At 75.0% G+C, this 22,717-nt stretch carries 20 protein-coding genes; 10 read left to right on the top strand and 10 right to left on the bottom strand.

Going from position 1 to position 22,717, the window contains the following annotated elements:
• Positions 1-137: 137 nt before the first annotated feature.
• On the bottom strand, positions 138-980 hold the full coding sequence (locus AB0J08_RS33260; protein ID WP_360641598.1) for an undecaprenyl-diphosphate phosphatase: 843 nt from the start codon (positions 978-980) through the stop codon (positions 138-140).
• A 570-nt stretch (positions 981-1,550) separates the two neighbouring features.
• Between AB0J08_RS33260 and AB0J08_RS33255 the strand changes: the two genes are divergently transcribed.
• Positions 1,551-2,033 carry a DUF4396 domain-containing protein gene (locus AB0J08_RS33255; RefSeq protein WP_360641597.1) on the top strand — a complete coding sequence of 161 codons (483 nt, stop codon included), beginning with the start codon at positions 1,551-1,553 and terminating at the stop codon, positions 2,031-2,033.
• A gap of 210 nt (positions 2,034-2,243) precedes the next feature.
• On the opposite strand, the gene AB0J08_RS33250 is transcribed toward AB0J08_RS33255, so the two are convergent.
• Positions 2,244-2,774 carry a PadR family transcriptional regulator gene (locus AB0J08_RS33250; RefSeq protein WP_360641594.1) on the bottom strand — a complete coding sequence of 177 codons (531 nt, stop codon included), beginning with the start codon at positions 2,772-2,774 and terminating at the stop codon, positions 2,244-2,246.
• Positions 2,775-2,934: 160 nt separating this feature from the next.
• Here AB0J08_RS33250 and AB0J08_RS33245 point away from each other — a divergent pair, with 160 nt between their 5' ends.
• Both AB0J08_RS33245 and AB0J08_RS33240 read left to right on the top strand, forming a co-directional pair.
• The gene (locus AB0J08_RS33245; RefSeq protein ID WP_360641593.1) at positions 2,935-3,705 is read left to right on the top strand and encodes an alpha/beta hydrolase; all 771 of its coding nucleotides are present in this window, start codon (positions 2,935-2,937) and stop codon (positions 3,703-3,705) included.
• Positions 3,706-3,948: 243 nt separating this feature from the next.
• Entirely contained in the window at positions 3,949-4,278 is a 330-nt protein-coding gene (locus AB0J08_RS33240) for a hypothetical protein (protein ID WP_360641592.1), read from the top strand.
• Positions 4,279-4,345: 67 nt separating this feature from the next.
• On the opposite strand, the gene AB0J08_RS33235 is transcribed toward AB0J08_RS33240, so the two are convergent.
• From AB0J08_RS33235 to AB0J08_RS33215, 5 genes are all read right to left on the bottom strand, one after another.
• A complete protein-coding gene (locus AB0J08_RS33235) occupies positions 4,346-5,197 on the bottom strand; it encodes a biotin-dependent carboxyltransferase family protein (protein WP_360641596.1) in 852 nt (283 codons plus the stop codon).
• A gap of 68 nt (positions 5,198-5,265) precedes the next feature.
• Entirely contained in the window at positions 5,266-5,904 is a 639-nt protein-coding gene (gene pxpB / locus AB0J08_RS33230; protein ID WP_360641591.1) for a 5-oxoprolinase subunit PxpB, read from the bottom strand.
• 91 nt (positions 5,905-5,995) lie between these two features.
• Positions 5,996-6,772 carry a 5-oxoprolinase subunit PxpA gene (locus AB0J08_RS33225; protein ID WP_360641590.1) on the bottom strand — a complete coding sequence of 259 codons (777 nt, stop codon included), beginning with the start codon at positions 6,770-6,772 and terminating at the stop codon, positions 5,996-5,998.
• 124 nt (positions 6,773-6,896) lie between these two features.
• Positions 6,897-7,454 carry a hypothetical protein gene (locus AB0J08_RS33220; protein ID WP_360641589.1) on the bottom strand — a complete coding sequence of 186 codons (558 nt, stop codon included), beginning with the start codon at positions 7,452-7,454 and terminating at the stop codon, positions 6,897-6,899.
• Positions 7,455-7,676: 222 nt separating this feature from the next.
• Positions 7,677-8,726 carry an IPT/TIG domain-containing protein gene (locus AB0J08_RS33215; RefSeq protein ID WP_360641588.1) on the bottom strand — a complete coding sequence of 350 codons (1,050 nt, stop codon included), beginning with the start codon at positions 8,724-8,726 and terminating at the stop codon, positions 7,677-7,679.
• Positions 8,727-8,871: 145 nt separating this feature from the next.
• Between AB0J08_RS33215 and AB0J08_RS33210 the strand changes: the two genes are divergently transcribed.
• From AB0J08_RS33210 to AB0J08_RS33195, 4 genes are all read left to right on the top strand, one after another.
• Complete coding sequence (locus AB0J08_RS33210; protein WP_360641587.1) at positions 8,872-10,410, top strand: hypothetical protein; 1,539 nt, start codon at positions 8,872-8,874, stop codon at positions 10,408-10,410.
• A gap of 94 nt (positions 10,411-10,504) precedes the next feature.
• Positions 10,505-11,380, top strand: a complete 876-nt coding sequence (locus AB0J08_RS33205; protein ID WP_360641586.1) for a hypothetical protein — start codon at positions 10,505-10,507, stop codon at positions 11,378-11,380.
• 98 nt (positions 11,381-11,478) lie between these two features.
• Positions 11,479-16,044, top strand: a complete 4,566-nt coding sequence (locus tag AB0J08_RS33200; RefSeq protein WP_360641585.1) for a hypothetical protein — start codon at positions 11,479-11,481, stop codon at positions 16,042-16,044.
• 41 nt (positions 16,045-16,085) lie between these two features.
• The gene (locus AB0J08_RS33195; protein WP_360641584.1) at positions 16,086-16,850 is read left to right on the top strand and encodes a metallophosphoesterase; all 765 of its coding nucleotides are present in this window, start codon (positions 16,086-16,088) and stop codon (positions 16,848-16,850) included.
• 59 nt (positions 16,851-16,909) lie between these two features.
• Here the strand turns inward: AB0J08_RS33195 and AB0J08_RS33190 are convergent, their stop codons facing one another.
• Both AB0J08_RS33190 and AB0J08_RS33185 read right to left on the bottom strand, forming a co-directional pair.
• Entirely contained in the window at positions 16,910-17,272 is a 363-nt protein-coding gene (locus AB0J08_RS33190; protein ID WP_360641583.1) for a hypothetical protein, read from the bottom strand.
• A 221-nt stretch (positions 17,273-17,493) separates the two neighbouring features.
• The gene (locus AB0J08_RS33185) at positions 17,494-18,189 is read right to left on the bottom strand and encodes an FCD domain-containing protein (RefSeq protein WP_360641582.1); all 696 of its coding nucleotides are present in this window, start codon (positions 18,187-18,189) and stop codon (positions 17,494-17,496) included.
• A 221-nt stretch (positions 18,190-18,410) separates the two neighbouring features.
• Here AB0J08_RS33185 and AB0J08_RS33180 point away from each other — a divergent pair, with 221 nt between their 5' ends.
• Positions 18,411-18,977 carry a gluconokinase gene (locus tag AB0J08_RS33180; protein ID WP_360641581.1) on the top strand — a complete coding sequence of 189 codons (567 nt, stop codon included), beginning with the start codon at positions 18,411-18,413 and terminating at the stop codon, positions 18,975-18,977.
• 8 nt (positions 18,978-18,985) lie between these two features.
• Complete coding sequence (locus AB0J08_RS33175; RefSeq protein ID WP_360641595.1) at positions 18,986-20,365, top strand: gluconate:H+ symporter; 1,380 nt, start codon at positions 18,986-18,988, stop codon at positions 20,363-20,365.
• 105 nt (positions 20,366-20,470) lie between these two features.
• Here the strand turns inward: AB0J08_RS33175 and AB0J08_RS33170 are convergent, their stop codons facing one another.
• On the bottom strand, positions 20,471-21,091 hold the full coding sequence (locus tag AB0J08_RS33170; RefSeq protein ID WP_360641580.1) for a TetR/AcrR family transcriptional regulator: 621 nt from the start codon (positions 21,089-21,091) through the stop codon (positions 20,471-20,473).
• 65 nt (positions 21,092-21,156) lie between these two features.
• Between AB0J08_RS33170 and AB0J08_RS33165 the strand changes: the two genes are divergently transcribed.
• Positions 21,157-22,377, top strand: coding sequence for an amidohydrolase family protein (locus tag AB0J08_RS33165; protein WP_360641579.1), 1,221 nt, complete (start codon positions 21,157-21,159; stop codon positions 22,375-22,377).
• Positions 22,378-22,717 lie beyond the last annotated feature (340 nt).

The following is a 22,717-nucleotide window of genomic DNA, read 5'->3' as shown; positions in this document are numbered from 1 at the left end:
CCAGCCGCTCCAGGGCCCGCCGGACCCGGTCGGAGTCGGCGTAGTAGAGCAGCACCGGCCCGCTTCGTCGTACCGGAGCTGCTCGGCCGGGATCGCGCCGCCGGCGCGGAACCGCGTCGTGCCGGTGGAACCGCGTTCTACTTCACCACGCCGGCGTCGGGCGTCAGCGTGCCGACGCTCACCAGGACGATGATCAGAATGCCGAGCGCCACCCGGTACACCACGAACGGCATGAAGCTGTTGTGCGAGATGTACTTCAGGAACCAGGCGATCGCCGCGTAGCCGACGGCGAAGGCGATCAGGGTGGCCAGCACGGTCGGGCCCCAGGCCGGTGCCGGTCCCTCGCCGATCTTGAACAGCTCCAGCAGGCCGGAGGCCAGCACCGCCGGGATCGCGAGCAGGAACGAGTACCGGGCGGCCGCCTCACGGCTGTAACCGAGCAGCAGGCCGGCGCTGATGGTGCCGCCCGAGCGCGAGACGCCGGGGATGAGCGCCAGTGCCTGCGCCATGCCGTAGACGGCGGCGTGCGGCAGGGTCAGGTCGGTGATCGGCTTGGCGTGCCGGACGGCCCGGGTGCGGTCGGCCACCGCCAGGATCAGGCCGAAGACGATCAGCGTGGTGCCGATGATCCGCAGATCGCGCAGGTTGGTCTCGATGGTGTCCTGGAACAGCTTGCCGAGGATGCCGATCGGCAGGGTGCCGATGATCACGAACCAGCCCATCCGGGCGTCCTGGTGCGAGCGCAGCGCCGGCCGGAACAGCGAGAGCGTCCAGGTCTTCACGATCGAGGCGATGTCGCGGCGGAAGTAGATCAGCACGGCGGACTCGGTACCGAGCTGGGTCACGGCGGTGAACGCCGCGCCCGGGTCGTCCCACCCCAGCAGGGCGGAGAAGACCCGCAGGTGGGCGCTGGAGGAGATCGGCAGGAACTCGGTGAGCCCCTGGATCAGGCCCAGGACGGCTCCGTGGAACCAGTTGATCACCGGACACCCGCCCGGGGTATCCGTCGCTCGATGAGCATCAGCGGTCCTTGATGGTCGGTGCGGGAACATGCCGTCGGCATGCACGGGGCACATGCCGATGGCATGCGAACCGCCGGTCCCGCCCGGCGCTCGGGCTGCGCGGGCCCGGCGCGCGCCTGATGGTACGCGGTGAAGGTGACGGCCTCGTTCCCGCCCCCGCTCCGGTCCGTCCGGGCCGGGCTGTCCGGGGTCCGCCCGCCCGGCGGGGTGCGCGGGGGTTCCGCTCGGCCTGCGGCAGGACGGGCTCGCGCCCTGGTCCGCCCCGGTGGGACGGGCGTCCACCGTCGGCCCCGAGTCGGCCGGGGTGTGCGCGAACGCGGCCGTCACCGCGAAGCCGCCCGTATCGGTTGCGCCATACCCCCTGGGGGTATAACTTCAGTGACGACGAACCGCAGGGGCGCAGCGCCAGGGCAAGTGGAGGACGACATGGCACATTCCGCACAGCACGAGCACGGGCACCAGCACGCCGCTCACATGGAGCATGCCGGTCACATGGACCACGCTGGTCACATGAACCACGCCGGTCACATGGACCACGCGGCGCACGCGTCCCACGGGGCTCACGGTGGTGGGGCGAGCTGGCGGACCGCCGCGCAGGCGACCTTGCACTGCCTCACCGGCTGCGCCATCGGCGAGATCCTGGGCATGGTCCTCGGCACCGCTTTCGGCCTGCACAACGGTGCGACCGTGGTGCTCTCGGTGCTGCTGGCCTTCGTCTTCGGCTACGCCCTGACCATGCGCGGCGTGCTGAAGGCCGGCCTGGACGTCCGCGCCGCCGTCAAGGTCGCGCTGGCCGCCGACACCGTGTCGATCATGGTCATGGAGCTGATCGACAACACCGTGATGGTCACCGTCCCGGGGGCGATGGACGCCGGTCTCGGCGACGCGCTGTTCTGGGTCGCCCTGGCGGGCTCGCTCGTCCTCGCCTTCGCGCTGACCGTGCCGGTCAACAAGTGGATGATCGCCCGTGGTCGCGGCCATGCGGTCGTCCACGCCCACCACCAGCACTGAGCACCGGCCCGCTCCCGGACGGCAGAGCCGTGGCCCGCATCGACCCGACGGAGGGTGGTGCGGGCCACGGCTCTGCCGTCTCTCCCGTGTTCGGCCGAGGTCGCGTGGGGTGGGTCGTCTTCCGGCGCGGCCCCGGTCGGCAGGCTCCCGGTCTGCGGGCCTGTGTGCCGGCCGGTCGGGTCAGGCCCGGTCGAGCCCGGCCCGGTCGGGTCAGGCCCGGTCGAGCCCGGCCAGGGTGTCGCGCAGCCAGGCCAGCTCCGCCTCGGTAGTGGCGCGGGCGATCAGCAGCATCCCGCGGCGGAACGGGTCGTCGACCTCCTCGGCGCCCACCGGGCGCGCGCCGTCGTAGAAGAAGCTCGCCGGTTCGCTGAGGAAGGCGAGTCGGCGGCGGAGCACGGTGGCCTGCGCCTCCGGTTCGCCGTCGAGGTGGCGGAGGAAGGCGAGCACGGTGAACCAGCGGTTCTCGTCGCTGATGTCCAGGTCCTCCGGCGTGCGGAGCCGGTCGAGCAGGGCGCTCCGGCCCGCCTCGGTGAGGTGGAGGGTGTGCCGGGGGGCGGCCGCCGTGCCCGGCTCGGTGGTGCGGAGCAGGAGGCCGTCGGCCTCCAGGCGCTTGATCGCCGGGTAGAGCGTGCCGTCGCTGATCGGTCGGACGTGACCGGTGAGCGCGGCGAGGTGACGGCGCAGTTCATAGCCGTGCAGTGGCCGGTCACGGAGGAATCCGAGGATCGCGAGCTTCAGCATGGCACCACTCTCTCAGATCGGCCGCGCTATCTCGGTGCCGTTATACCTCGACTCCGAGGTATGGTCCTTCTGTCGCGAGGATCCGCGACGCGACGCCGCGCGGTGGCCTCCTCGGCCTGCCGTGACCCCGTCGCCCCCTGCCCCGAGAAGGAGTTCGACCGTGCGTCAGGCCATCGTCACCCCGAACGAGGACCGGATCCGTTGGGTGGAGGTGCCCGGTGCCGAGCCGGCCCGGGTGTACCTGCACGGCCTCGGCGCCAGCTCGCCCGTCTACTTCGCCGCCGCCGCGGCGCACCCGCTGCTCGCCGGGCGCCGTTCGCTCCTGCTCGACCTGCTGGGCTTCGGCATCAGCGACCGGCCGACCGACTTCTCGTACACCCTGGAGGCCCACGCCGACGCGGTGGCCGCGGCGCTCGACGAGGCGGGCCTGACGGGTGTCGAGCTGGTCGGGCACAGCATGGGCGGCGCCGTGGCGGCCGTCCTCGCCCACCGGCACCCCCGGCTGGTCGCCAACCTCCTCCTGGTCGACGCCAATCTCGACCCGAGCACGCCGGTCCGCCGTCCGGGCAGCAGCGGGATCGCGACCTTCAGCGAGGAGGAGTTCCTGGCCGGCGGCCGGGAGGAGGTCGGGCGGTGGGTCGGGCCGCTCTGGTGGTCCACCATGCGACTGGCCGGCCCCGAGGCCCTCCACCGCAGCGCCCTCAGCTCCGTCCGGAACACCGTGCCGAGCGTGCGCGAGCTCCTGCTCGACATGGGCATCCCGAGGACGTTCCTCCATCCGCAGGCCGACGGCGACCTGCCGGGCGCGGAGCGCCTGCGGGAGTCGGGGGTCGAGGTGGTGGCGATCCCGGACTGCGGCCACAACATCATGTTCGACAACCTGGACGGCTTCGCGGTGACCGCCTCGGCCGCGCTGGCGCGGCGCGCCTGAGTGGCCTGCCGGGGAGCTGATGGAACGCCGGTGGCCGCGCCCCGCCGGCCCACGGCCCGCCCGCCCGCGGCCTGCTCGGGCTCGTCCTCCCGGTGCTGCGCGCGGACGGGGCACCCGGTGCGCCACTGGGACCTGCACTACGGCAACGTGCCGTCACCGAAGCCTTGTTGACGAGGTGAGCCCGAGGTGAAGGACCCCACCCGCGGTCAGTAGGATCCACCCGTCCCAGGGGAGGAGTCGGGTGTGGGTGTCGATTGGTGCGAGCGGTGCGAGATGTCCTGGTGCGACTGCCCGGCCAACGGGTCGGCGCCGCGCCTCGATCGCGGTAGGGCCGAGCCCGGTGCCGCCTGGGTGGGCTGGCCCGCGGGGGCGACGGCCATCGTCTCGCCCACCGGCTACGCCCACCTGCCGGGGTGCTTCCACCTCACGGGCAGCATTCTCGCGGCACCCCGGTACGGCTGGGTGACGGAGCCGGTGTCCGGCTACCACGTCACCCGCGCGCAGCCGCTGCGGGCCACCGAGGGCAACAGCGACCGGGTCGCCACCAAGTCCTGTCCGACCTGCTTCGAATGAGGCCGGGACGACCCGGCGGTGCCCTGCTCCGCTCGCCGCCGGGAACCGCGGTCTCGGGCCCGCGATCTCAGCCCCGCAGCAGCACGAACCGCAGTGGCGTCCCCGGGCGCGTCTGGGCGGCCGCGGCGAGGTCGGCGGTCGGCACGACGCCGACGACGGGGTAGCCGCCGGTGGTGGGGTGGTCGGCCAGGAAGATCACGGGCTGCCCGTCCGGAGGGATCTGGACGGCTCCCAGCACCATCCCCTCGCTGGGCAGCTCGCCGCCGACGGCCCGGCTGACCGGCGGGCCCTCGGTGCGCAGTGCGATCCGGTTGCTCGCCGCTGCCACCCGGTAGTGGTCGCGCGCCAGCCGGGCGACCGACCGCGGGGCGAACCAGTCCGTGCGCGGTCCGAGCCGCAGCCGCAGCACCAGCTCCGCCGGGGGAGCCGGCAGCGGCACCAGGTCGGGTGCCGGCCGGTGGGGCGGGAGAGGCCCGACCGGCAGCACGTCGCCGACGGCCAGCGGAGCCGGACCGAGCCCCGAGAGCAGGTCGGTCGAACGGCTGCCGAGCACCGGCGGCACGGCGATCCCGCCCGCCACCGCGAGGTAGCCGCGGACGCCGTGGGTGGCGGCGCCGACCTCCACCAGCGCTCCGTCGGGAACGGCGACGGGTGCGCCCCAGGCGGCGGTCCGTCCGTTCACGCGCACCGCCGAGGGCGCGCCGGTGACGGCGACGACGACCGGCCCGTGTGCGCGCAGGGCGACCCCGCCGAGGGTGGTCTCCAGCACGGCCGTGCCGGGATCGTTTCCGACCAGGCGGTTGGCGGCGTCCAGCGCCGGCTCGTCGAGCGCGCCGGACCGGGGCACGCCGAGGTGGGCGACGCCGCGCCGCCCGAGGTCCTGCACGGTGGTCAGCGGCCCGGGCCGGACGACCAGCAGCTCACGCTCGACCGGCGGCCGGTGCTCGACCGGCGGCTCGTTCTCCGCCGACGGCCCACGCGGGGCCGTCACACCGCACCGCCGCGCACCGCGGTGAAGCGGACCCGTACGCCCGGGGCCAACAGGGCCGCCGGTTCACGGGAGGCGTCCCAGAGCGGCAGGCCGGTGCGGCCGAGCAACTGCCAGCCGCCGGGGGAGGAGCGTGGGTAGACACCGGTGTAGGGGCCGGCCAGGGCGACCGAGCCGGCCGGAACGGAGCTGCGGGGGGTGGCTCGACGCGGTGCCTCGTACTGCTGCGGCAGGCCGGTGAGGTAACCGAAGCCGGGAGCGAAGCCACAGAAGGCGACCACGTACTCGGGCGCGGTGTGGATCCGTACGGCCGCCTCGGGCGAGACCCCCCAGAGTGCCGCCACCTCGGCGAGGTCGGCGCCGTCGTAGACGGTCGGCACCTCCAGCAGGGGACCGGGGGTGGCGCCGGCCGCCGAGGGGCGGGCGGCGCGCAGCAGGGCGGTCAGCGCTCGGACGTCGGCCACGCCGTCGAGCAGGACGGTTCGCGCGGCCGGGACGATCTCCTCGACCGGGGGCAGTTCGCCCGCCGCCTGGCGTCGGCGCAGCCAGCCGTACAGGGCGCCGACCTCGGCCGACCCGGCCACCTCGACGAGCAGCGCGTGCTCACCCACCGCCCGGATCAGCGGTGCGCCGCTCACCCGGCCGCCCCGGCCGCCATGGGCGGGCGCGAGGCGCCCGGGCCCGCGGACGCCGGTGGCCGCGCCGCTCCTGCTCGTCCGCCGCCGGCCGTCACGCGAAGGGCTCCACCCGCACGCCCGCCGAAGCGAGCGCGCCGCGGATCCGCCAGGCGAGCTGGGCGGCACCGGGCGTGTCACCGTGCACGCACAGCGAGCGCGCCTCGACGCCGATCGGCTCGCCGCCGACGGCCTCGACCACGCCGTCCCGGGCGATCCCGACCGCGCGGGTGATGACCGTCTCGGGGTCCTGGATCACGGCGTCCGGCTCGCGGCGCGGGACCAGGGTGGCGGCCCAGGTGTAGGCGCGGTCGGCGAACGCCTCGGCGACCACCGGCAGCCCGACGCCCTCGGCGACGGCCAGCAGCCGGGAGCCGGGCAGGCCGAGCACGGGCAGCGGACCGTCGCAGACCGCCCCGGCCCGCAGCACGCCCGCGACCACCGCCTCGGCCTGTTCGGCGTCGGTCACCACCCGGTTGTAGAGGGCGCCGTGCGGCTTGACGTAGGAGACCCGGGAGCCGGCCGCGCGGGCGAACACCTGGAGGGCGCCGATCTGGTAGGCGATCTCGTCGGCCAGCTCCTCCGGGGGGACGTCCATCGCCCGGCGGCCGAAGCCGGCCAGGTCGTGGTAGGAGACCTGGGCGCCGATCCGCACGCCGCGCTCGGCGGCCAGTGCGCAGACCCGGCGCATGGTGGACGGATCCCCGGCGTGGAAGCCACAGGCGACGTTGGCACTGGTCACCACGGAGAGCAGGGCTTCGTCGTCGGTCAGCGTCCAGCGTCCGAACCCCTCACCGAGGTCCGCATTGAGATCGATCACCGCATCGGCCACGCCCGTCCGCCTCCCAGCAGCTGTTGAGCCAGATCGTAGGGCCTGCGGGTGACGGCCGTCGCCGCTCCTGGGTCGCTGCCCGGTAGCACCGCGTGGGCGGCGCCCGGGCGTTCCCCCGGACGGCTCAGCCGGCGACGGTGGCGGCGCGGGCGGGCCGCTCCAGCGGTCGGAGCGCGTGCAGTACGACGAGCAGCGGCAGCACGCCGATGATGCCGAACGACATGTCGATGAGTCGCCAGTACAGCGGAATGCCCCGGAGCGGCCTGCAGATCAGCGCCAGCGGGATGATGCCCGCGCAGGCGAGGACGGCCCACCGGATCACCCAGACGTTGCGCACCGGGTCCTTGATCGGCCCCCAGAACGCGGCCGCGATCACCAGGTGCGCGAAGGCCAGCCAGTCGGTGCCGTAGGCCAGGAACGGATAGCGGGCGTTGGTGTCGGCGAGGCCGTCGCGGGTCCGCTCGATCCATTCCCGAAGGGCCGGCAGGTGGTCGGTGAGCGGGGCCGCCGGGCCGGCCGCGAAATCGGCCAGCCATCGGGTCTCGGTCTCCAGCGGGAAGGCCGTCAGGCCGCTCAGGACCAGGCAGACCACGAAGGCCCCGAGCCACCGCCGCACCCGCCGGAGCGCGGCCTGTTCACCGTCGAGCGGGCTGTCGGTCAAGCTCTCGGACGTGCCGTTCATACCGGTCGACCCCCATGCCGAGGACGAGGCGGGACGGGCTGTCCCTCCTGCACGGAAGTGACTCTAGACCCTGGAATTGAACACGTTCAACATGCCCCTGGACTGCCGCGCGCGCCGTACACGGCACCGGCCGCGCTCCGCCCTTGCGCTCCGCCTCCGCGCCCCGCCCGTGCGCCGCCGCCCGGCGCCGTTCCCGGCACCGGGCCGCGCCGGGCGGCCCCGTCAGGCGGTGTACGTGTACCGGTCGCCCGCGACGGTCGCGCTGGTCCCGCCGGGCGTGGTCACCGTCACGTCGACCACGCCGGTGCCCGCCGGGGCGGTCGCCGAGCAGAGCGTCGGGCCGCACGAGTAGCGGGTGGCCGGCACCCCGCCGAAGAGCACCGCGCCGGCGGTCAGCCCGCTGCCCTGGACGTAGATGTCGGTACCGCCGGCGGCCGGCCCGGTGCGGGTGGTCAGACCGGTGACCACCGGGGCGGGCGGCGCCGGGGGAGCCGCTCCGGTGTGGTCGAACGCCGAGGGTGCGGCCGCGGAGCCGCCGGGGGTGACCACGGTCACCGGCGTGCCGCCGGAGCCGCCGCCGGGGTCGGTGACGGTGCAGCTGGTGACGGTGCAGTAGCCGGTCGCGACGGAGTCGCCGACCAGGACGAAGCCGTTGTCCAGGTCGGTGCCGCTCAGCGTGACGGCGGTGCCGCCCGTGCCCGGGCCGGTCACGGTGTCGATGCCGGTGACCACCGGCACGGCCTGGGTGACGGGGGCCTGCGGGCCGCTGCCGAGCAGGTGGGTCGAGACGTTGTCGGACGGGTCGGTGTCGTTCCGGTTCGCGGCCGTGACCTTGATCGCGCCGGACGGCCTGGTGCCGTGGGAGGCCACCTGGACCTTCATGAACTCGCTGCGCCCCGGAGCCCGGTTGCCGGTGAAGAAGGCGTCCAGCCGGCGGCCGTCGGGTGAGACGGTCTCGGTGAAGGTGTAGTCGGGCAAGGAGGTGATCGTCGCGCCGTTGGTGGTCAGGTCGGGCGGCAGTTCGACGGTGAGGTGGGTGACCCCGGTGAGGTCGGCGGTGCCCGAGGACGTCCAGGTCACCGAGAAGTTGGTGCTGTCGACCGGGAAGATCGGGTAGTTGCCGGCCTGGCTCACGCTGACGTTCGGGCCGGTGGCCGCCGCGCGGGCGGCGGTCGCGGCGGGGGGCGCGGCGTCGGCGACGGCGGTGCCGGCGGTAAGGGCGGCCGCGGCCAGGGTGGCGGTCATGCCACCTCGTACCAGTCTGATGATCATATGAGGCATGATGGCCGGGGCGGTCCCGTCCTGCGGGCGTTTCGTCGTAAGCCGGTTCCACCCGCCCGAGGTTCGGCCGCGTGTCCGGGCCGCCCGTAAGGTCCGTTTCGGTCGATGTCGGTGCGTACCTCTAATCTTGTCCACCGTGACCGCCTTCGCTGACCCGCCCACCGAGTCCGGGCTCCGGCCGCCCGCCGGGCCCGCCGCCGCGCGGCCCGCGCCCGGCCCCGCCGCCGACGAGGGCCTGGCCCGCCGGCTCAAGGCGCTGGCCTGCACCGCTCCGCTGCACGACCTGGACAGTCGCAAGGTGATGCTGGCCGGCGAGTACGGCGGCTACGCGATGGCCGAGGTCGGCCTCGCCGCGATCGACCTCGTCACCCTGCACATGGACTTCGACACCGGGGCCGACCGCGACATAGTGCTGGCCCGGCTGCTGCCCCGGGTCGCCGCCCAGGCCCCCACCCGGCCGACCGCCGAGCACGAGCGGGTCGCCCGGTGGGTGCTGGAGTCGCTGATCAACGTCGGCAGCGTCGACCGCGGCTTCCGCGCCGTCTACGGCACCTTCGGCCAGGACGGCGCGTACGTCCGGCGCGACTACGACTTCAAGCTGATCGAGGAGGTGCCCGGCCCCGACGGCGGCGTCTACCTGCGCACCACCGACGAGGCGGTCAACGTCCTGGTCGGTGCGCTCGACACCGACGTCACCTCCGCGCAGATCGCCGCCGAGGTCAAGCTGGAGGTGCTGATCCGGCGCGGCCGCCTGGCCGACGCCCAGCTCGCCGCGGAGCAGGCCCGCTACCGCACCGTCCAGTACGCCGAGACGCTGCGCCGGGCCCTGGACGCCACCCGACGCAACGTGCGGGCCGTCGACTGGATGCAGGCCGTCCCCGACCTGATCGACGAGGCGCTCGACCACATCGCCGACCGCTACCGGCACGAGAACGCGATTCTCACCAACATCCGCAAGGCCCGCGACGAGGCCGAGGAGCCCGAGCACAAGCGCCGCGCCGCCGAGCTGGTCGACATCGTCAAGGACTGCATCCGCCGCCACACCCAGCTGCAGACCCGCCTGCTGGAGGCCGGCCCGCTGTTCCGCGCCGAGCAGGACCGCCAGGCCTTCGCGGCCCCCGGCGCCCGTAGCGGCATCGACCTCTACGGGCAGCTGCTCGCCCCCGTGCTGCGGCTGCCGGTCGAGCAGGCCGTCCGGCCCACCGGCGCGTTCTTCGCCCGCGGGATCGGCCTGCGTACGCCGGTCTCGGTCCGGGTCGCCGACCTGGTCGACCTGCTGCTCACGCCACCGGTCGAGCGCGAGCACCTGGGCGCCGAGCTGCCCGATCCGGACCTCGTCGCCACCCCCGACGACAGCCGGTTCTCCGAGGCCCAGCTGGAGGCCGCCCTGGTCCTGCTCGACCTGCCCGCCGACGCCCCCCGGCGGCTCTCCGGGCTGCTCGCCGACGCCCGCAAGCAGGACGCCGAACTCCCGTACCTGGTCGCCCTGCTGGCCGTGCACGCGGCCAGCCCGCCGGTCGGCACCGCCTACCGCCAGGGCGAGCAGCGGCTGCTCTTCGCCGTGGACGACGGCACCCCGCTGCGCGACCTCGAGTTCGGCGGCGCCGACCTCATCGTCGGCAGCGCCCTGCTCGACGCGGCCGGGATGGCGGCCGACCGCAAGGACGCCAGTTGACGACCCGCCGCCTCCGCCCGCCCGGCGAGCACCCGCCCGGCCGCCGCACCCGCCGCACCCGTACCGCCCGCACCAGCCCCGAGGAGCACCGCCCGTGACGACCCACCACGACACGTCCTGGGCGCCCGAGACCGAGCCCGCGGCTCCGGCCGCGATCACCCCGGCCGACGTCGCCGACGCCGCCCGGCTGGTCTCCTTCGGCCTCCAGGCCAAGCTGCTCCCCGCCCGCGACGCCGAGTACGCCGAGCTGGTCCGCCGGCACCGCGAGGACCCGGCCTTCGCCCGCCTCGCCGACGCCGTCGCCACCGGCATGGGCCTGGTCGTCCTGGAGGTCTCGCCGCGCGCCGGGATGGCCGTCGCCGCTGCCGAGGACTCCGTCTTCGCCGTCCGGATGGGCGACTACTCGCGCCGTGCCGCCTCCGAGTCGACCGACCGCTTCCTGCACGGCCTGGCCCACCTCGCCGTCGCCGCGATGGCCTTCCCCCGCCCGGAGGACCTCGCCGACGACGGCTATCTCGGCCGGATCACCGTCAACGGCGTCGACGCCTTCGTCCGTCAGGCCTGCCGCCGGCTGGAGGAGCAGGCCGAGGCCGACGGCGCCAACACCGACCCGCAGAGCGACGCCCCCGGTCTGGAGGCCGCTTGGCGGGTCTGGGCCCGGCGCACCGCCACCGGAGCCACCAAGGACGCCCGCCGGCTGTCCGGCTCCACCATCGGCATCGTCGCCAAGGCGGTGATGTTCCTGGTCGACTCCGGCTTCCTGCAGAAGACCTCGGACGACGCCGGCGGCACCTACCGCACCACCGCCCGCTACCAGCTCCAGGTCCGTGACCTGGCCGGCAGCGCAGCCATGGCCGAGCTGCTCGACCTCGGCATCGTCCCGGTCTCCGACGGCACCGCCAGCCTGCTGCCCCCGGACACCGGTGACGAGCTGGTCGCCGACGCCGGCCTGCCGTTCCACTCGCTCTGACCGGGCCCCCACCCGGGAGCGCCGCCCACGCAGGACCAGCTCCACCGCATTCCCGACCCACGCACTCCTGACCCACCCGCACTGGAGAACCGCCGCACATGTACGAGCTCAACCGGGTCCGCCTGTACTCGATCGGACCGGCCGGTGCCCGCTACGCCGACACGGTGCTCGACCTGCGCGGCGTGGGCGAGCCGGTCTCCGACCCGGCCCCGCAGCAGATCGGCCTGTTCGGCGAGGAGCCGGACGGGCCGGTCCGCCGCCCCGCCCCCGCCGGTGTGCTCTTCCTGGAGAACGGCGGCGGCAAGTCCGTCCTGCTCAAGCTGATCTTCTCGGTGATGCTCCCCGGCCACCGCAACACCCTCGGCGGCGCCAGCTCCGGCGTGCTGCGCAAGTTCCTGCTGGCCGACGACTGCGGCCACGTCGCCCTGGAGTGGCAGCACACCGTCACCGGTGAGCCGATCGTGGTCGGCAAGGTCAGCGAGTGGCGCGGCCGCCAGGTCTCCTCCGACCCGCGCAAGTTCGCCGAGACCTGGTACTCCTTCCGTCCCGGACCCGGGCTGACCCTGGACTCGCTCCCGGTCGCCGAGCGGGTCAGCCTGGCCGGTGACCAGAAGGCCCGTGCCCGGCGCCGCACCATGAAGGGCTTCCGCGACGCCCTCACCGAGGCCGGCAAGGCCCACCCCCACCTCGACCTGGTCTTCGAGGACGGCCACGACCGCTGGACGGAGCACCTCGGGGAGCTCGGCCTCGACCCCGAACTCTTCCGCTACCAGCGCGAGATGAACGCCGACGAGGGTGAGGCCGCCGGCCTGTTCGCGGTCAAGCACGACAGCGACTTCACCGACCTGCTGCTGCGCGCGGTCACCGACACCCGGGACACCGACGGCCTGGCCGACCTCGTCCACGGTTTCGCCGCCAAACTCGGCCGCCGCGCCGAGCTGACCGCCGAACGCGACTTCACCGCCGGCTCGCTGGAGCTGCTGGAGCGCATCGCCGAGGCCACCACCGCCCGCGAGGCCGTCCGCGAGGCCCACCGCACCGCCGAGCGCCGCACCCGCCGCCTCGCCCATGCGCTGACCTCGCGCGCCGCCGCCGAGCGCGACCGTGCCCAGGACCTCGCCATCGAGGTCGCCGCTGCCGCGAGCGCCGTCACCGCCGCCGAGGCCGACCGCACCCGGCACACCCTGATCACCGCCGAGCTGACCCACCGGCACGCCACCCTCGGGCTGGCCGCGGCCACCACCGAGGCCGCCGCGCTGCGCCGCGAACTCATCGAGGCCCGCACCCTGCACTCCGCCTGGCAGGCCGCCGAGGCCGTGCTGCGCCAGCGCGCCGCCGCCGACCGGATGGCCCGGGTGGCCGTCGCGATCCGCGAGGCCGAGCTCGACGCCGCCCCGGCGCTCGCCGCCCGGGCCCGCGCCGCCGCCGCATTGGCCCGCGCCCTGGAAAGCGCGGCCGCGGCCGCCGAGGACCGCGCCGACACCGAGGAGCAGCGCGCCGGCGAGCTCCAGGCGGACGGCGCCAAGGCCCAGTCCGGCGCCACCGAGGCCGCCACCGCCGCCCAGAAGGCCCGCAGCGAGTCCGACCACCTGCGCCAGCGCCTCGCCGAGGTCGAGCGGGAGACCGCCGCCGCGGTCGAGGCCGGCTGGATCGACCCCGGTACCGCCGAGCCCGACCCGGCCCGCGCCGCCCTGCACGCCGCCGACGTCGAGAAGGCCGCCGCCGCCGCCCTCGGGCAGGCCCGGACGGTCGCCGAGGCCGCCGCCGCCCGGCTGCGCGAGGCCGCCGCCGCCACCGGCCGCGCCGAACTCGCGGAAGCCCGCGCCACCGACGCCCGCAAGGCCGCCGTCCGGGCGCTCGCCACCGAGCAGCGCACCGCCGCACTGCTCGCCACCGAGCCCCGGCTGGCCGACCTGCTCTCCCTCACCCCTTACCAGGACGGCGCGGACGAGGCGGCCGGCTTCCTCACCCCCGCCGTCCTCGACCGTTCCGCCGAGGCGCTCCGCGAGCTGCTCGACGAGGCCATCGCCACCGCCGAGCGCACCCTGTTCGACCTGCGCACCGCGGCCGCCGACGACTCCCGGATCCTCGCCGCGCTCGGCGACGGCGGCCTGCTGCCGCCCGGCCCGGACGTGCTCGCCACCGTCGAGTACCTCGCCGAGCACGGCATCCCCGCGCTGCCCGGCTGGCGCTACCTCGCCCAGTCGGTCGACCCGGCCGACCACGAGGCGATCCTCGCCGCCCGGCCCGAACTGGTCGACGGTGTGGTGATCACCGATCCCAACTCGCTCGACCGGGCCCGCGAGACGCTGCAGGCCGCCGCGCTGCTGCCGCGCTCCACCGTCGCCGTCGGCGCCGCCGCCGCGCTGATCGCGCCCATCACCGACGAGCCCGCCTTCTTCCTCGTGCCGCCGAACCCGGCCATGCACGACGAGACCGCCGCCGATGGCGAGCGCCGCGAGCTGCGCTCCCGCGCCACCGCCCGCGAGGAGCACATCCGCGAGCTGGCCGCCCGGCTGGGAGGCGACCGCGCCCTCGCCGCCCGCCTCGCCTCCTGGCACGCCAGCTGCCCGCCCGGCACCCTCGCCGAGCTGGCCGCCGCCGCCGAGGCCGCCCGCGAGCACGCCGAGCAGGCCGCCGCCGCGCTCACCACCCTGCGCGCCGACCACGACGAGGCCGAGGCGGACCACGCCGCCGCGGCCGTCGCCCACGAGGAGCAGCGCGAGGCCGCCCAGCAGGCGCGCCGCCGCGCCGACGCCCTCTCCGGCCTCGCCTTCCGCCTGCGCGAGCGCGCCGGCTGGACGCGGAGCCTGCGCGAACTCGCCGAGGACGCGACGGAGTGCGACCGCCGCCAGGCCCAGTGCGCGGAGCGCGCCCGCACCTGTGACGAGGACCGCCGCGCCGCGCAGCGTGCCGCCGACGACGCCCGCCGCACCGCCCGCACCCTGCGCGCAGAGCGCGCCGAGATCCCCACCGCCGAGCAGGCCGACGAGCCGGAGGGCGTCGCGCCCGCCGCACTGCCCGCCCTGCGCGAGGCCTACCGCGCCGCCTCCCAGCTCTACGAGAAGGTCGGTGTCGGCGCCGACCTGCGCGCCGAGCAGGCCCGCGCCGAGGGCGACGAGGCCGCCGCCGCGACCGAACTCGACCGTCTCACCAACAAGGTCCGCACCCGTGCCGAGGAACTGCTGGGCAGCCCCGACGGCGCCGACGGCCCGGCCCGCCAGGCCGCCGCCGCGCGCGCCGAGGAACTGGTCGCCACCATCGAGGCCCGCGCCGCCGCCGCCAGCGAGCAGCTCGGCCGGCTGCGCGGCGAGGCCGAGCGCTCCGCGCCCGCCGACGGCGAGGCCCACACGGAGCTGCCCGAGGACCTCGTCCCCACCGACCCCGAGCACGCCCAGGTCCTGCTGCGCACCGCCACCACCCGGCTGGCCGAGCGCCGCGAGAGCGTCGACGCCGCGCGCACCGCCCACGCCGACCTGCAGCGCACCTTCGACGCCGCCCAGGCCGCCGCCGCCGACTTCGACGAGCACGCCGGGCAGCTGCGCGACGGCCTGCGCGAGCACCAGGACGAGGACGGCCGCCCGGTCGAGCCCTACCTCGGCCCGCTCGCCGACGCCCGCACCGCCGCTGCGGAGGCCCGCCGCGCCCTGCGCACCGCGGCCGGTGAGCTCTCCTCCGCCGAACTCGCCGTCCGCGACGCCTCCGACGCCCTCGTCCGGCACGCCAACGCGGCCCGCTACGAGGCCGTCCGCACCCCGGCCCGCCAGCAGATCCGCGAACTCCCCGCCGCCGCCCTGCCCGACCACGCCGCCGCCTGGGCCACCGCCTTCGCACCCCGGCTGCGCGTGCTCACCGACGAGCTCGCCCAGCTGGAGCGCAACCGCGGCTCGATCGTCGACCGGCTGCGCGGCCTGGTCGAGTCCTCGCTCACCACCCTGCGCGCCGCCCAGCGGCTCTCCCGGCTGCCCGAGGGCCTGGGGGAGTGGTCCGGCCAGGAGTTCCTCCGGATCCGCTTCGAGGACCCGGACCACGCCACCCTGGTCGAGCGCCTGGGCGAGGTGATCGACGAGGCGACCCGCGCCGCCGTCAAGAAGAACAGCGACCTGCGTCGCGACGGCATGTCCCTGCTGCTGCGCGGTGTCGCCGCCGCGATCGGCCCGCGCGGCGTGAGCGTGGAGATCCTCAAGCCGGACGCGGTGCTGCGCGCCGAGCGGGTCGGCGTCGGCCAGATGTCCGACGTCTTCTCCGGCGGCCAGCTGCTCACCGCGGCCATCGCGCTCTACTGCACCATGGCCGCACTGCGCGCCAACGACCGCGGCCAGTCCCAGCTGCGGCACGCCGGCACGCTCTTCCTGGACAACCCGATCGGCCGCGCCAACGCCACCTACCTGCTGGAGCTCCAGCGGGCGGTCGCGGATGCGCTCGGCGTCCAACTGATCTACACCACGGGCCTGTTCGACACCACCGCGCTGGCCGAGTTCCCGCTGGTCATCCGGCTGCGCAACGACGCCGACCTGCGGGCGGGCCTCAAGTACATCTCGGTGGAGGAGCACCTGCGCCCCGGCCTTCCCGCCCCGCAGGACCCGGACGGCCCGACCGTCCACGGCGAGATCACCGCGACCCGGATGTTCAAGCGCCCCGCGGAGGCCCCGGCCCAGGCCTGACGGGCTACCCCGGCGGCCCCGGCCCGCCTACCGTGGGCGTCATGCTGACGATCGCTCACTTCAGTGACATCCACATCGGGCAGGAGCAGCGCCGGGACGGCGGCGCCCGCGCGTACCGGCGGGCCGAGCAGGTGATGGCGTACCTCAACGCCCTGCCCGGTCCGCTGGACGCCGTGCTGGTCACCGGTGACCTCGCCGACCACGGCCTGCCGCAGGAGTACGAGCGGGTTGCCAAGGTGCTGGTCTCCCGCCACCCGGTGCTCACCTGTCCCGGCAACCACGACCGTCGCGCGCCCTACCGGGAGGGCCTGCTCGGGGAGGCGCCCGCCGACGGCCCGGTCAACCGGCTGCACCCGCTGCCCGGCGCCGACCTGCTGCTGGTCGACTCGTCGATTCCCGGGCGGGCCGACGGCCTGCTCGACGAGGAGACCCTGGCCTGGCTGGACGCCGCGCTCGCGGCGGGCCGCCCGGACCTGCCGGCGCTGGTGGCCTTCCACCACCCGCCGGTGGTCCTCCACCTGCCGACCGTCGACCCGATCCGGCAGTTCGGGGAGCAGCGCCTCGCCGAGGTGCTGGGCCGGCACCCCCGGGTGGCCGCCCTGTTCTGCGGCCACGCCCACACCGGCGCCGCCACCGTCTTCGCCGGGCTGCCGGTGCTGGTCGCGCCCGGTGTGGTGTCCACCGTCACGCTGCCCTGCGAGGGCGGCGGTGGCATCAGCTTCGACCAGCCGCCGATGCTCGCCCTCCACGTGCTGGACGACGGCGGCCGGCTCACCACCCACTACCGGGCCGTCGTCCCGGCCTGACCACCCGCCGGTCACCCCGCCGGCCGGCTGCGAGGAGCCGCCCGGGACCGGCCCGAGCCCTACGGATACGCCGTGGGCACCCGCGACTGCGGCGTGGCCGTGCCGTTCGGGGGCCCGCCCGGGCGCGGCACCGGCCGGGCCCCGCCGGGCGCCCGGCTGCCGGCCATCGGCGAGGCCGAGTTCGGCCCGCGCATCCGCTGGGCGGCGACCTGGCGCGAGATCAGGATCTCCAGCAGGCACCACATGGTGCCGAACACCCCGAGGCCCATCGCCATCAGCGCCGGCGTCATCAGCCAGCTGTCGGCGTACGAGGCCAGTGTCGCGATCAGCAGTCCGACCATGGTGAAGGCCAGGCAGAGCACCGCCCGGACGACGGCGGCGCGCACCTCGTCGGGCAGGCGGCGACGGCGTGCGGCTGACATCGGACGACCCCCAGGCGCGGTCACGGTGGCAGAGCGGGCAGGAACGGGCGGAGCGGGCAGGAGCGGGTAGTGCGGGCGCGCGAGGATGCGCCCCCTGCGCACCACTCTGCCCCGTCGTACCCGGACTATGCGTCCGAACCATCCGAACTGCCGTCAAATCGTGTGATCTGTGCCGGAATCCGGCCTGAACCTACAGGCGGCCGGCCGGGCGGGGCGGCAGGTCACGCCAGTTGCTGGTTCAGCTCCTCCAGCGCGCCCGCCACGATCGTCCGCATCGCCCGCTCCGCGTGCTCGGCGTCCCCCGCGCAGATCGCCTCGGCGACCTCGCGGTGCAGCCGGATCGCGTACGACTCCGGCTGATGGGGCATCAGATGGTACTCGGTCCGGCCGGTCAGCACCGCCCCCACGGTGTCCCCGAGGTGGGCGAACATCTCGTTGCGGGAGGCCCGCAGGACGGTGGCGTGGAAGGCGATGTCGTGCCGCAGGAAGGTCTCCAGATCGGCGGCGCGCGCCGTCATCGTCAACTCCACCGCCAGCGAGCTGAGTTCCCGGCGCTCGTCGTCGGTTGCGTGCCGTGCGGCGAGCGCCGCCGCGGCCGGTTCGACGGCGACCCGTAGCGACCCGAGCGAGCGCAGTTGGGCCGGGCGGTCGCTGCCCGCCAGTCGCCACCGGATCACCAGCGGGTCGAAGACGTCCCAGGTCGACCTCGGCTGCACGGTGATGCCGACCCGCCGCCGGGAGGCCACCAGGCGCATCCCCTCCAGGATCCGCACCGCCTCGCGGACCACCGTCCGCGAGACCCCGAAGCGCTCCTCCAGCTCCTCGCTGCGCAGCACCGCGCCCTCGGGAATCTCCCCGGCGGCGATGGCCGGTCCGAGCTCGGCAAGCAGTCGGCCGGGCAGCCCCTGGATCTCCATCCGCCCAGCCTAGGGCCTGTCGCCGGACTCCGGCCCGCGGGGCGCCCGACGGCGGCCCCCGGACGCCCTGACGCGTCCCCGGGCGGACCCTCCGCGTTTCCGGCCGGCCGCCCGACGTGCTCCTGCACACGCTCAAAAGTATGACGATTTGGTTTCTGGCACTTGAATACGTCATATCTTTGGAGCGATAGTGGCGGCCAGGCAACGAAGGAGCAGCACCGATGGCTCTCAGCGTCGAGAACCACGACACCCCCGCACCCGACAACCCCGGCCCCCTGACGGTCGTGGTGATGGGTGTCTCCGGTGTCGGCAAGACCACCGTGGCCCGGCTGTTGGCCGACCGCCTCGACCTCCCCTATGCCGAGGCGGACGACTTCCACCCGCCGGCCAACATCGCCAAGATGTCGGCCGGCATCCCGCTGGACGACGCGGACCGCGCGCCCTGGCTGCGCGCTCTCGGCGCCTGGCTGGGGGAGCGGGCGCAGGCCGGTACCGGTGGCGTGGTCACCTGCTCGGCGCTGAAGCACCACTACCGCGACACCCTGCGCGCGGCCTGCCCGGGCGCCTTCTTCCTGCACCTCAGCGGGGGGCACGAGCTGGTCGGAGACCGGCTCGCCCACCGCACCGGCCACTTCATGCCGCCGTCGCTGCTCGACTCGCAGTACGCCGCCCTGGAACCCCTCGGGCCGGACGAGCGCGGCGCCGTGCTGGACGTCGGACCGATCCCCGAAGAACTCGTCGAGATGGCCGTGGCACTGCTGCGGCCCGTCAATGGAGACCTCGCGTGACCCCCACTCTGCTCGCGGCGGCCGCCCCACCGGCCCTGCCGCACACCGACAGCGACACCCAGCTGCTGCTCGCGGTGCTGCTCAGCATCGGCGCCATCGTGGTGCTGATCACCCGGCTGAAGCTGCACCCGTTCCTCGCCCTCACCCTCGGGTCGGGCCTGCTGGCCGCCGTCGCGGGCGCCCCCTTCGACAAGCTGCTGGGGAGCTTCTCCACGGGCTTCGGCGCGACCGTCGCGGGCGTCGGCCTGCTGATCGGGCTGGGCGCGATGCTCGGCAAGCTGCTCGCCGATTCCGGTGGGGCGAACATCATCGCCGACACCGTGCTCTCCCGCTCCGGGCCCAGGGCCCTGCCCTGGGCGATGGCGCTGATCGCGGCCGTGCTGGGCCTGCCGCTGTTCTTCGAGGTCGGCGTCGTCCTGCTGATCCCGATCGTGCTGCTGGTCGCCCGCCGGGGCAACGTCCCGCTGATGCGGGTCGGCATCCCCGCGCTGGCCGGGCTCTCCGTGCTGCACGGGCTCGTCCCGCCGCACCCGGGCCCGCTGGTGGCGGTGGACGCGCTGAAGGCGGATCTCGGGATCACCCTGGCGCTCGGCCTGCTGATCGCCGTCCCGACCCTGATCATCGCCGGTCCGCTGTTCGCCCGGCTCGCCGAGCGCTGGGTCGGCCCGCTGGAGATCCCGCAGGCCACCGCACCCGTGGAGACGGAGAAGCGCGAGCACACGCCGAGCTTCGGCGCGGTCCTCGCCACCATTCTGCTGCCCGTCGCCCTGATGCTCGGCAAGGCGCTGGCCGACGTCGTCATCGACGACCCGAAGGCGATGCCGCAGCGGGTGTTCGACTTCATCGGCTCGCCGCTGATCGCCCTGCTCGCGGCCACCCTGCTCGGCATGCTGACGCTCGGCCGGGCGGCCGGCTTCTCCAAGGACCGGATCTCGGAGACCGTCGGGAAGTCGCTCGGTCCGATCGCGGGCATCGTCTTCATCGTCGGCGCGGGCGGCGGCTTCAAGCAGACGCTGATCGACGTCGGCGTGGGCAACGCCGTCAGCGAGTGGTCGAGCAAGTGGCACATCTCGGCGCTGCTGCTCGGCTGGCTGATCGCCGTCCTGATCCGGCTGGCCACCGGGTCCGCCACGGTCGCCACCATCACCGCCGCCGGCATCGTCGCCCCGCTGGCCGCCGACATGTCGTCCACCCACGCGGCCCTGCTGGTGCTGGCGATCGGCGCAGGTTCGCTCTTCTTCTCGCACGTCAACGACGCCGGCTTCTGGCTGGTGAAGGAGTACTTCGGGATGAGCGTCGGTCAGACCCTGAAGTCCTGGTCGGTGATGGAGACGGTGATCTCGGTGGTCGCCATCGCGCTGATCATGCCGCTCAGCCTGATCATCTGACCGCGGCCGGCACCGGCCGGCCACGGTCCCGCCGCACGCCCCGGAGGGCGGCACCCGTGCGCAACGGGTGCCGCCCTCCGCGCGTTCGGGGGCGGGCGCGCGGGCTCAGCCCAGCAGCCCGCCCAGCACCGCCGCGCTCGCCGCCAGTAGCTCCTCCGCCGCCGGACCGCCGGCCGCCGTCCGGGCCAGCAGGCCCTCCCGGGCGGCCAGGATCACCGCGGCCGCCTGCCCGGCCCCGGCGCCCGGCGGCACCAGCCCGGGCAGTGCCCGTTCCAGGACGCCCCCCAGCGCCGCCGAGACCGCCCGGTCGTGCTCCGCGACGCGTTCGGCCAGGCCCGGCGTCCGGGCGGCCAGCAGCCGGAACTCCAGGAAGAGCAGGATCCAGCCCGTCTCGGCCGGCTCGACCCTCAGCAGCGCCTCGACCAGCCGCCGGGCGCGTTCCTGCGGTGCCAGTGCCGCGGCGGACGCCGCTAGCCGCTCCAGTTCGCCGATCCGGTCCGTCGCCTGCTCGTCGAAGAGCGCCAGCAGCAGGTCCTCCTTGGTGGCGAAGTTCGAGTAGAAGGCGCCGCGGGTGTAGCCGGCGGCGCCGCAGATGTCCTCGATGCTGGTCCGCCCGTACCCGGCGGAGAGGAACAGGTCGCTGGCCGCGGCGAGGATCCGTGCCCGGGTGTGGACGCGTCGGCGCGGGGGTCTGGGGGAGCCGGGTTCGGCCGGAGGGGGATTCACAAGATCACGATACATGGTGTATTCAATACAGGTCGTATTGAACTAGCCTCCGGGGGAACCACACCATGAGCCGACTGCTGATCACCCACGCCCACCTGCTCCACCCCGAGACCGGCACCCGCACCGACGCCGGCTGGATCGAGATCGCCGACGGCCGGATCGCCGCCACCGGCACCGGCCGCCCGCCCGCGCCCGGCGACGGCGTCCGGGTGATCGACGCCCAGGGCGCCACCGCACTGCCCGGCCTGATCGACGCCCACGTCCACCTGCTGGTCACCACCCTCGACCTCCAGGCGGTCGCGAACTGGACCCCGGGCTACCTCACCGTGCGTGCCCTCGCCGAGGCCGGGCGGATGCTGCGCCGCGGCTTCACCACCGTCCGGGACGTCGGCGGCGCCGACCACGGCATGGCCCGCGCGCTGGACGAGGGTCTGGCCCTCGGTCCCCGGCTGATCCACGGCGGCAAGGCGCTCTCCCAGACCGGCGGCCACGGCGACCTGCGCCCGCTCGGCGAGGACGCCCCGCCCTGCTGCGAGTCCCGCCCGAACTTCGCCCGGATCGCCGACGGTGTGGACGCCGTCCGAGCCGCCGCCCGGGACGAGTTCCGCAAGGGCGCCGCCCACCTCAAGGTCCTGCTCTCCGGCGGCGTCGCCTCCCCGCACGACGAGATCGCCGCCGTCCAGTACAGCGAGGAGGAGATCCGCGCCGCCGTCGAGGAGGCGGAGAACCACAACCGCTACGTCACCGTGCACGCCTACCACCCCCGCGCCGTGGCCCGGGCACTGCGGGCGGGCGTGCGGTGCGTCGAGCACGGCAACCTGATCGACGACGAGACGCTCGCACTGCTGGTGGAGAAGGACGCCTTCCTGGTGCCGACCCTGGTCGCGTACGAGCAGACGGCGAAGCTCGGCGCCCGCTCCGGACTGCCCGAGTCCTCGCAGCGCAAGCTGGCCGAGGTCCGCGACGCCGGGCTGGCGGCGCTGGAACGCGCCCACCGCGCGGGCGCCAACCTGGTCTACGGCAGCGACCTGCTCGGGCCGCTGCACCCGGCGCAGCTGGAGGAGTTCCGGCTGCGCGCCGAGGTGCAGCCGGCTGCGGACGTGATCCGCTCGGCCACCAGCACGGCGGCCCGGCTGCTCGGGATGGAGGGGCGGCTCGGCACCCTGGCGCCCGGCGCCCACGCCGACCTGCTGCTCGTCGACGGCGATCCGCTGGCCGACCTCGGGGTGTTGACGGCCCCGGAGCGGTACCTGAGGCACGTGGTCAAGGCCGGCGCGGTGGTCTGACCGGCGGAGTTCCGGTCGGAGCCGGCCGGAGAGGGCCGGAGGGGGCCGGCGCCGACCGGTAGTGCGCGGCGCCGGTCCGGCCGGCCGGCGGGGGCTACCGGTCGGCGCCGAGCCGGAGGACGTCCCCGGCGGCCTCGTCACGGCCGGAGTCGCCGGCCGCCCGGTCGGAGCGGCTCGGCGTCAGCCGTCGCGCCGGGAAGATCATCCGACGAGATGATCACCAACGCCGTTGCGTTTCAGGCCTTGAGTCGCAGGTCAAGCCGTGGTGAACGGCGCAACGGGACGTCCTGAAAGATCAGCTCGGCGACGGCGTCGACCCTGACCCACGAGCTCGACCAAC

Origin of the sequence: Kitasatospora sp. NPDC050463, from assembly GCF_040655255.1 — a bacterium.
Taxonomy (GTDB): domain Bacteria; phylum Actinomycetota; class Actinomycetes; order Streptomycetales; family Streptomycetaceae; genus Kitasatospora.
This window is presented reverse-complemented; position numbering and strand designations above follow the sequence as displayed.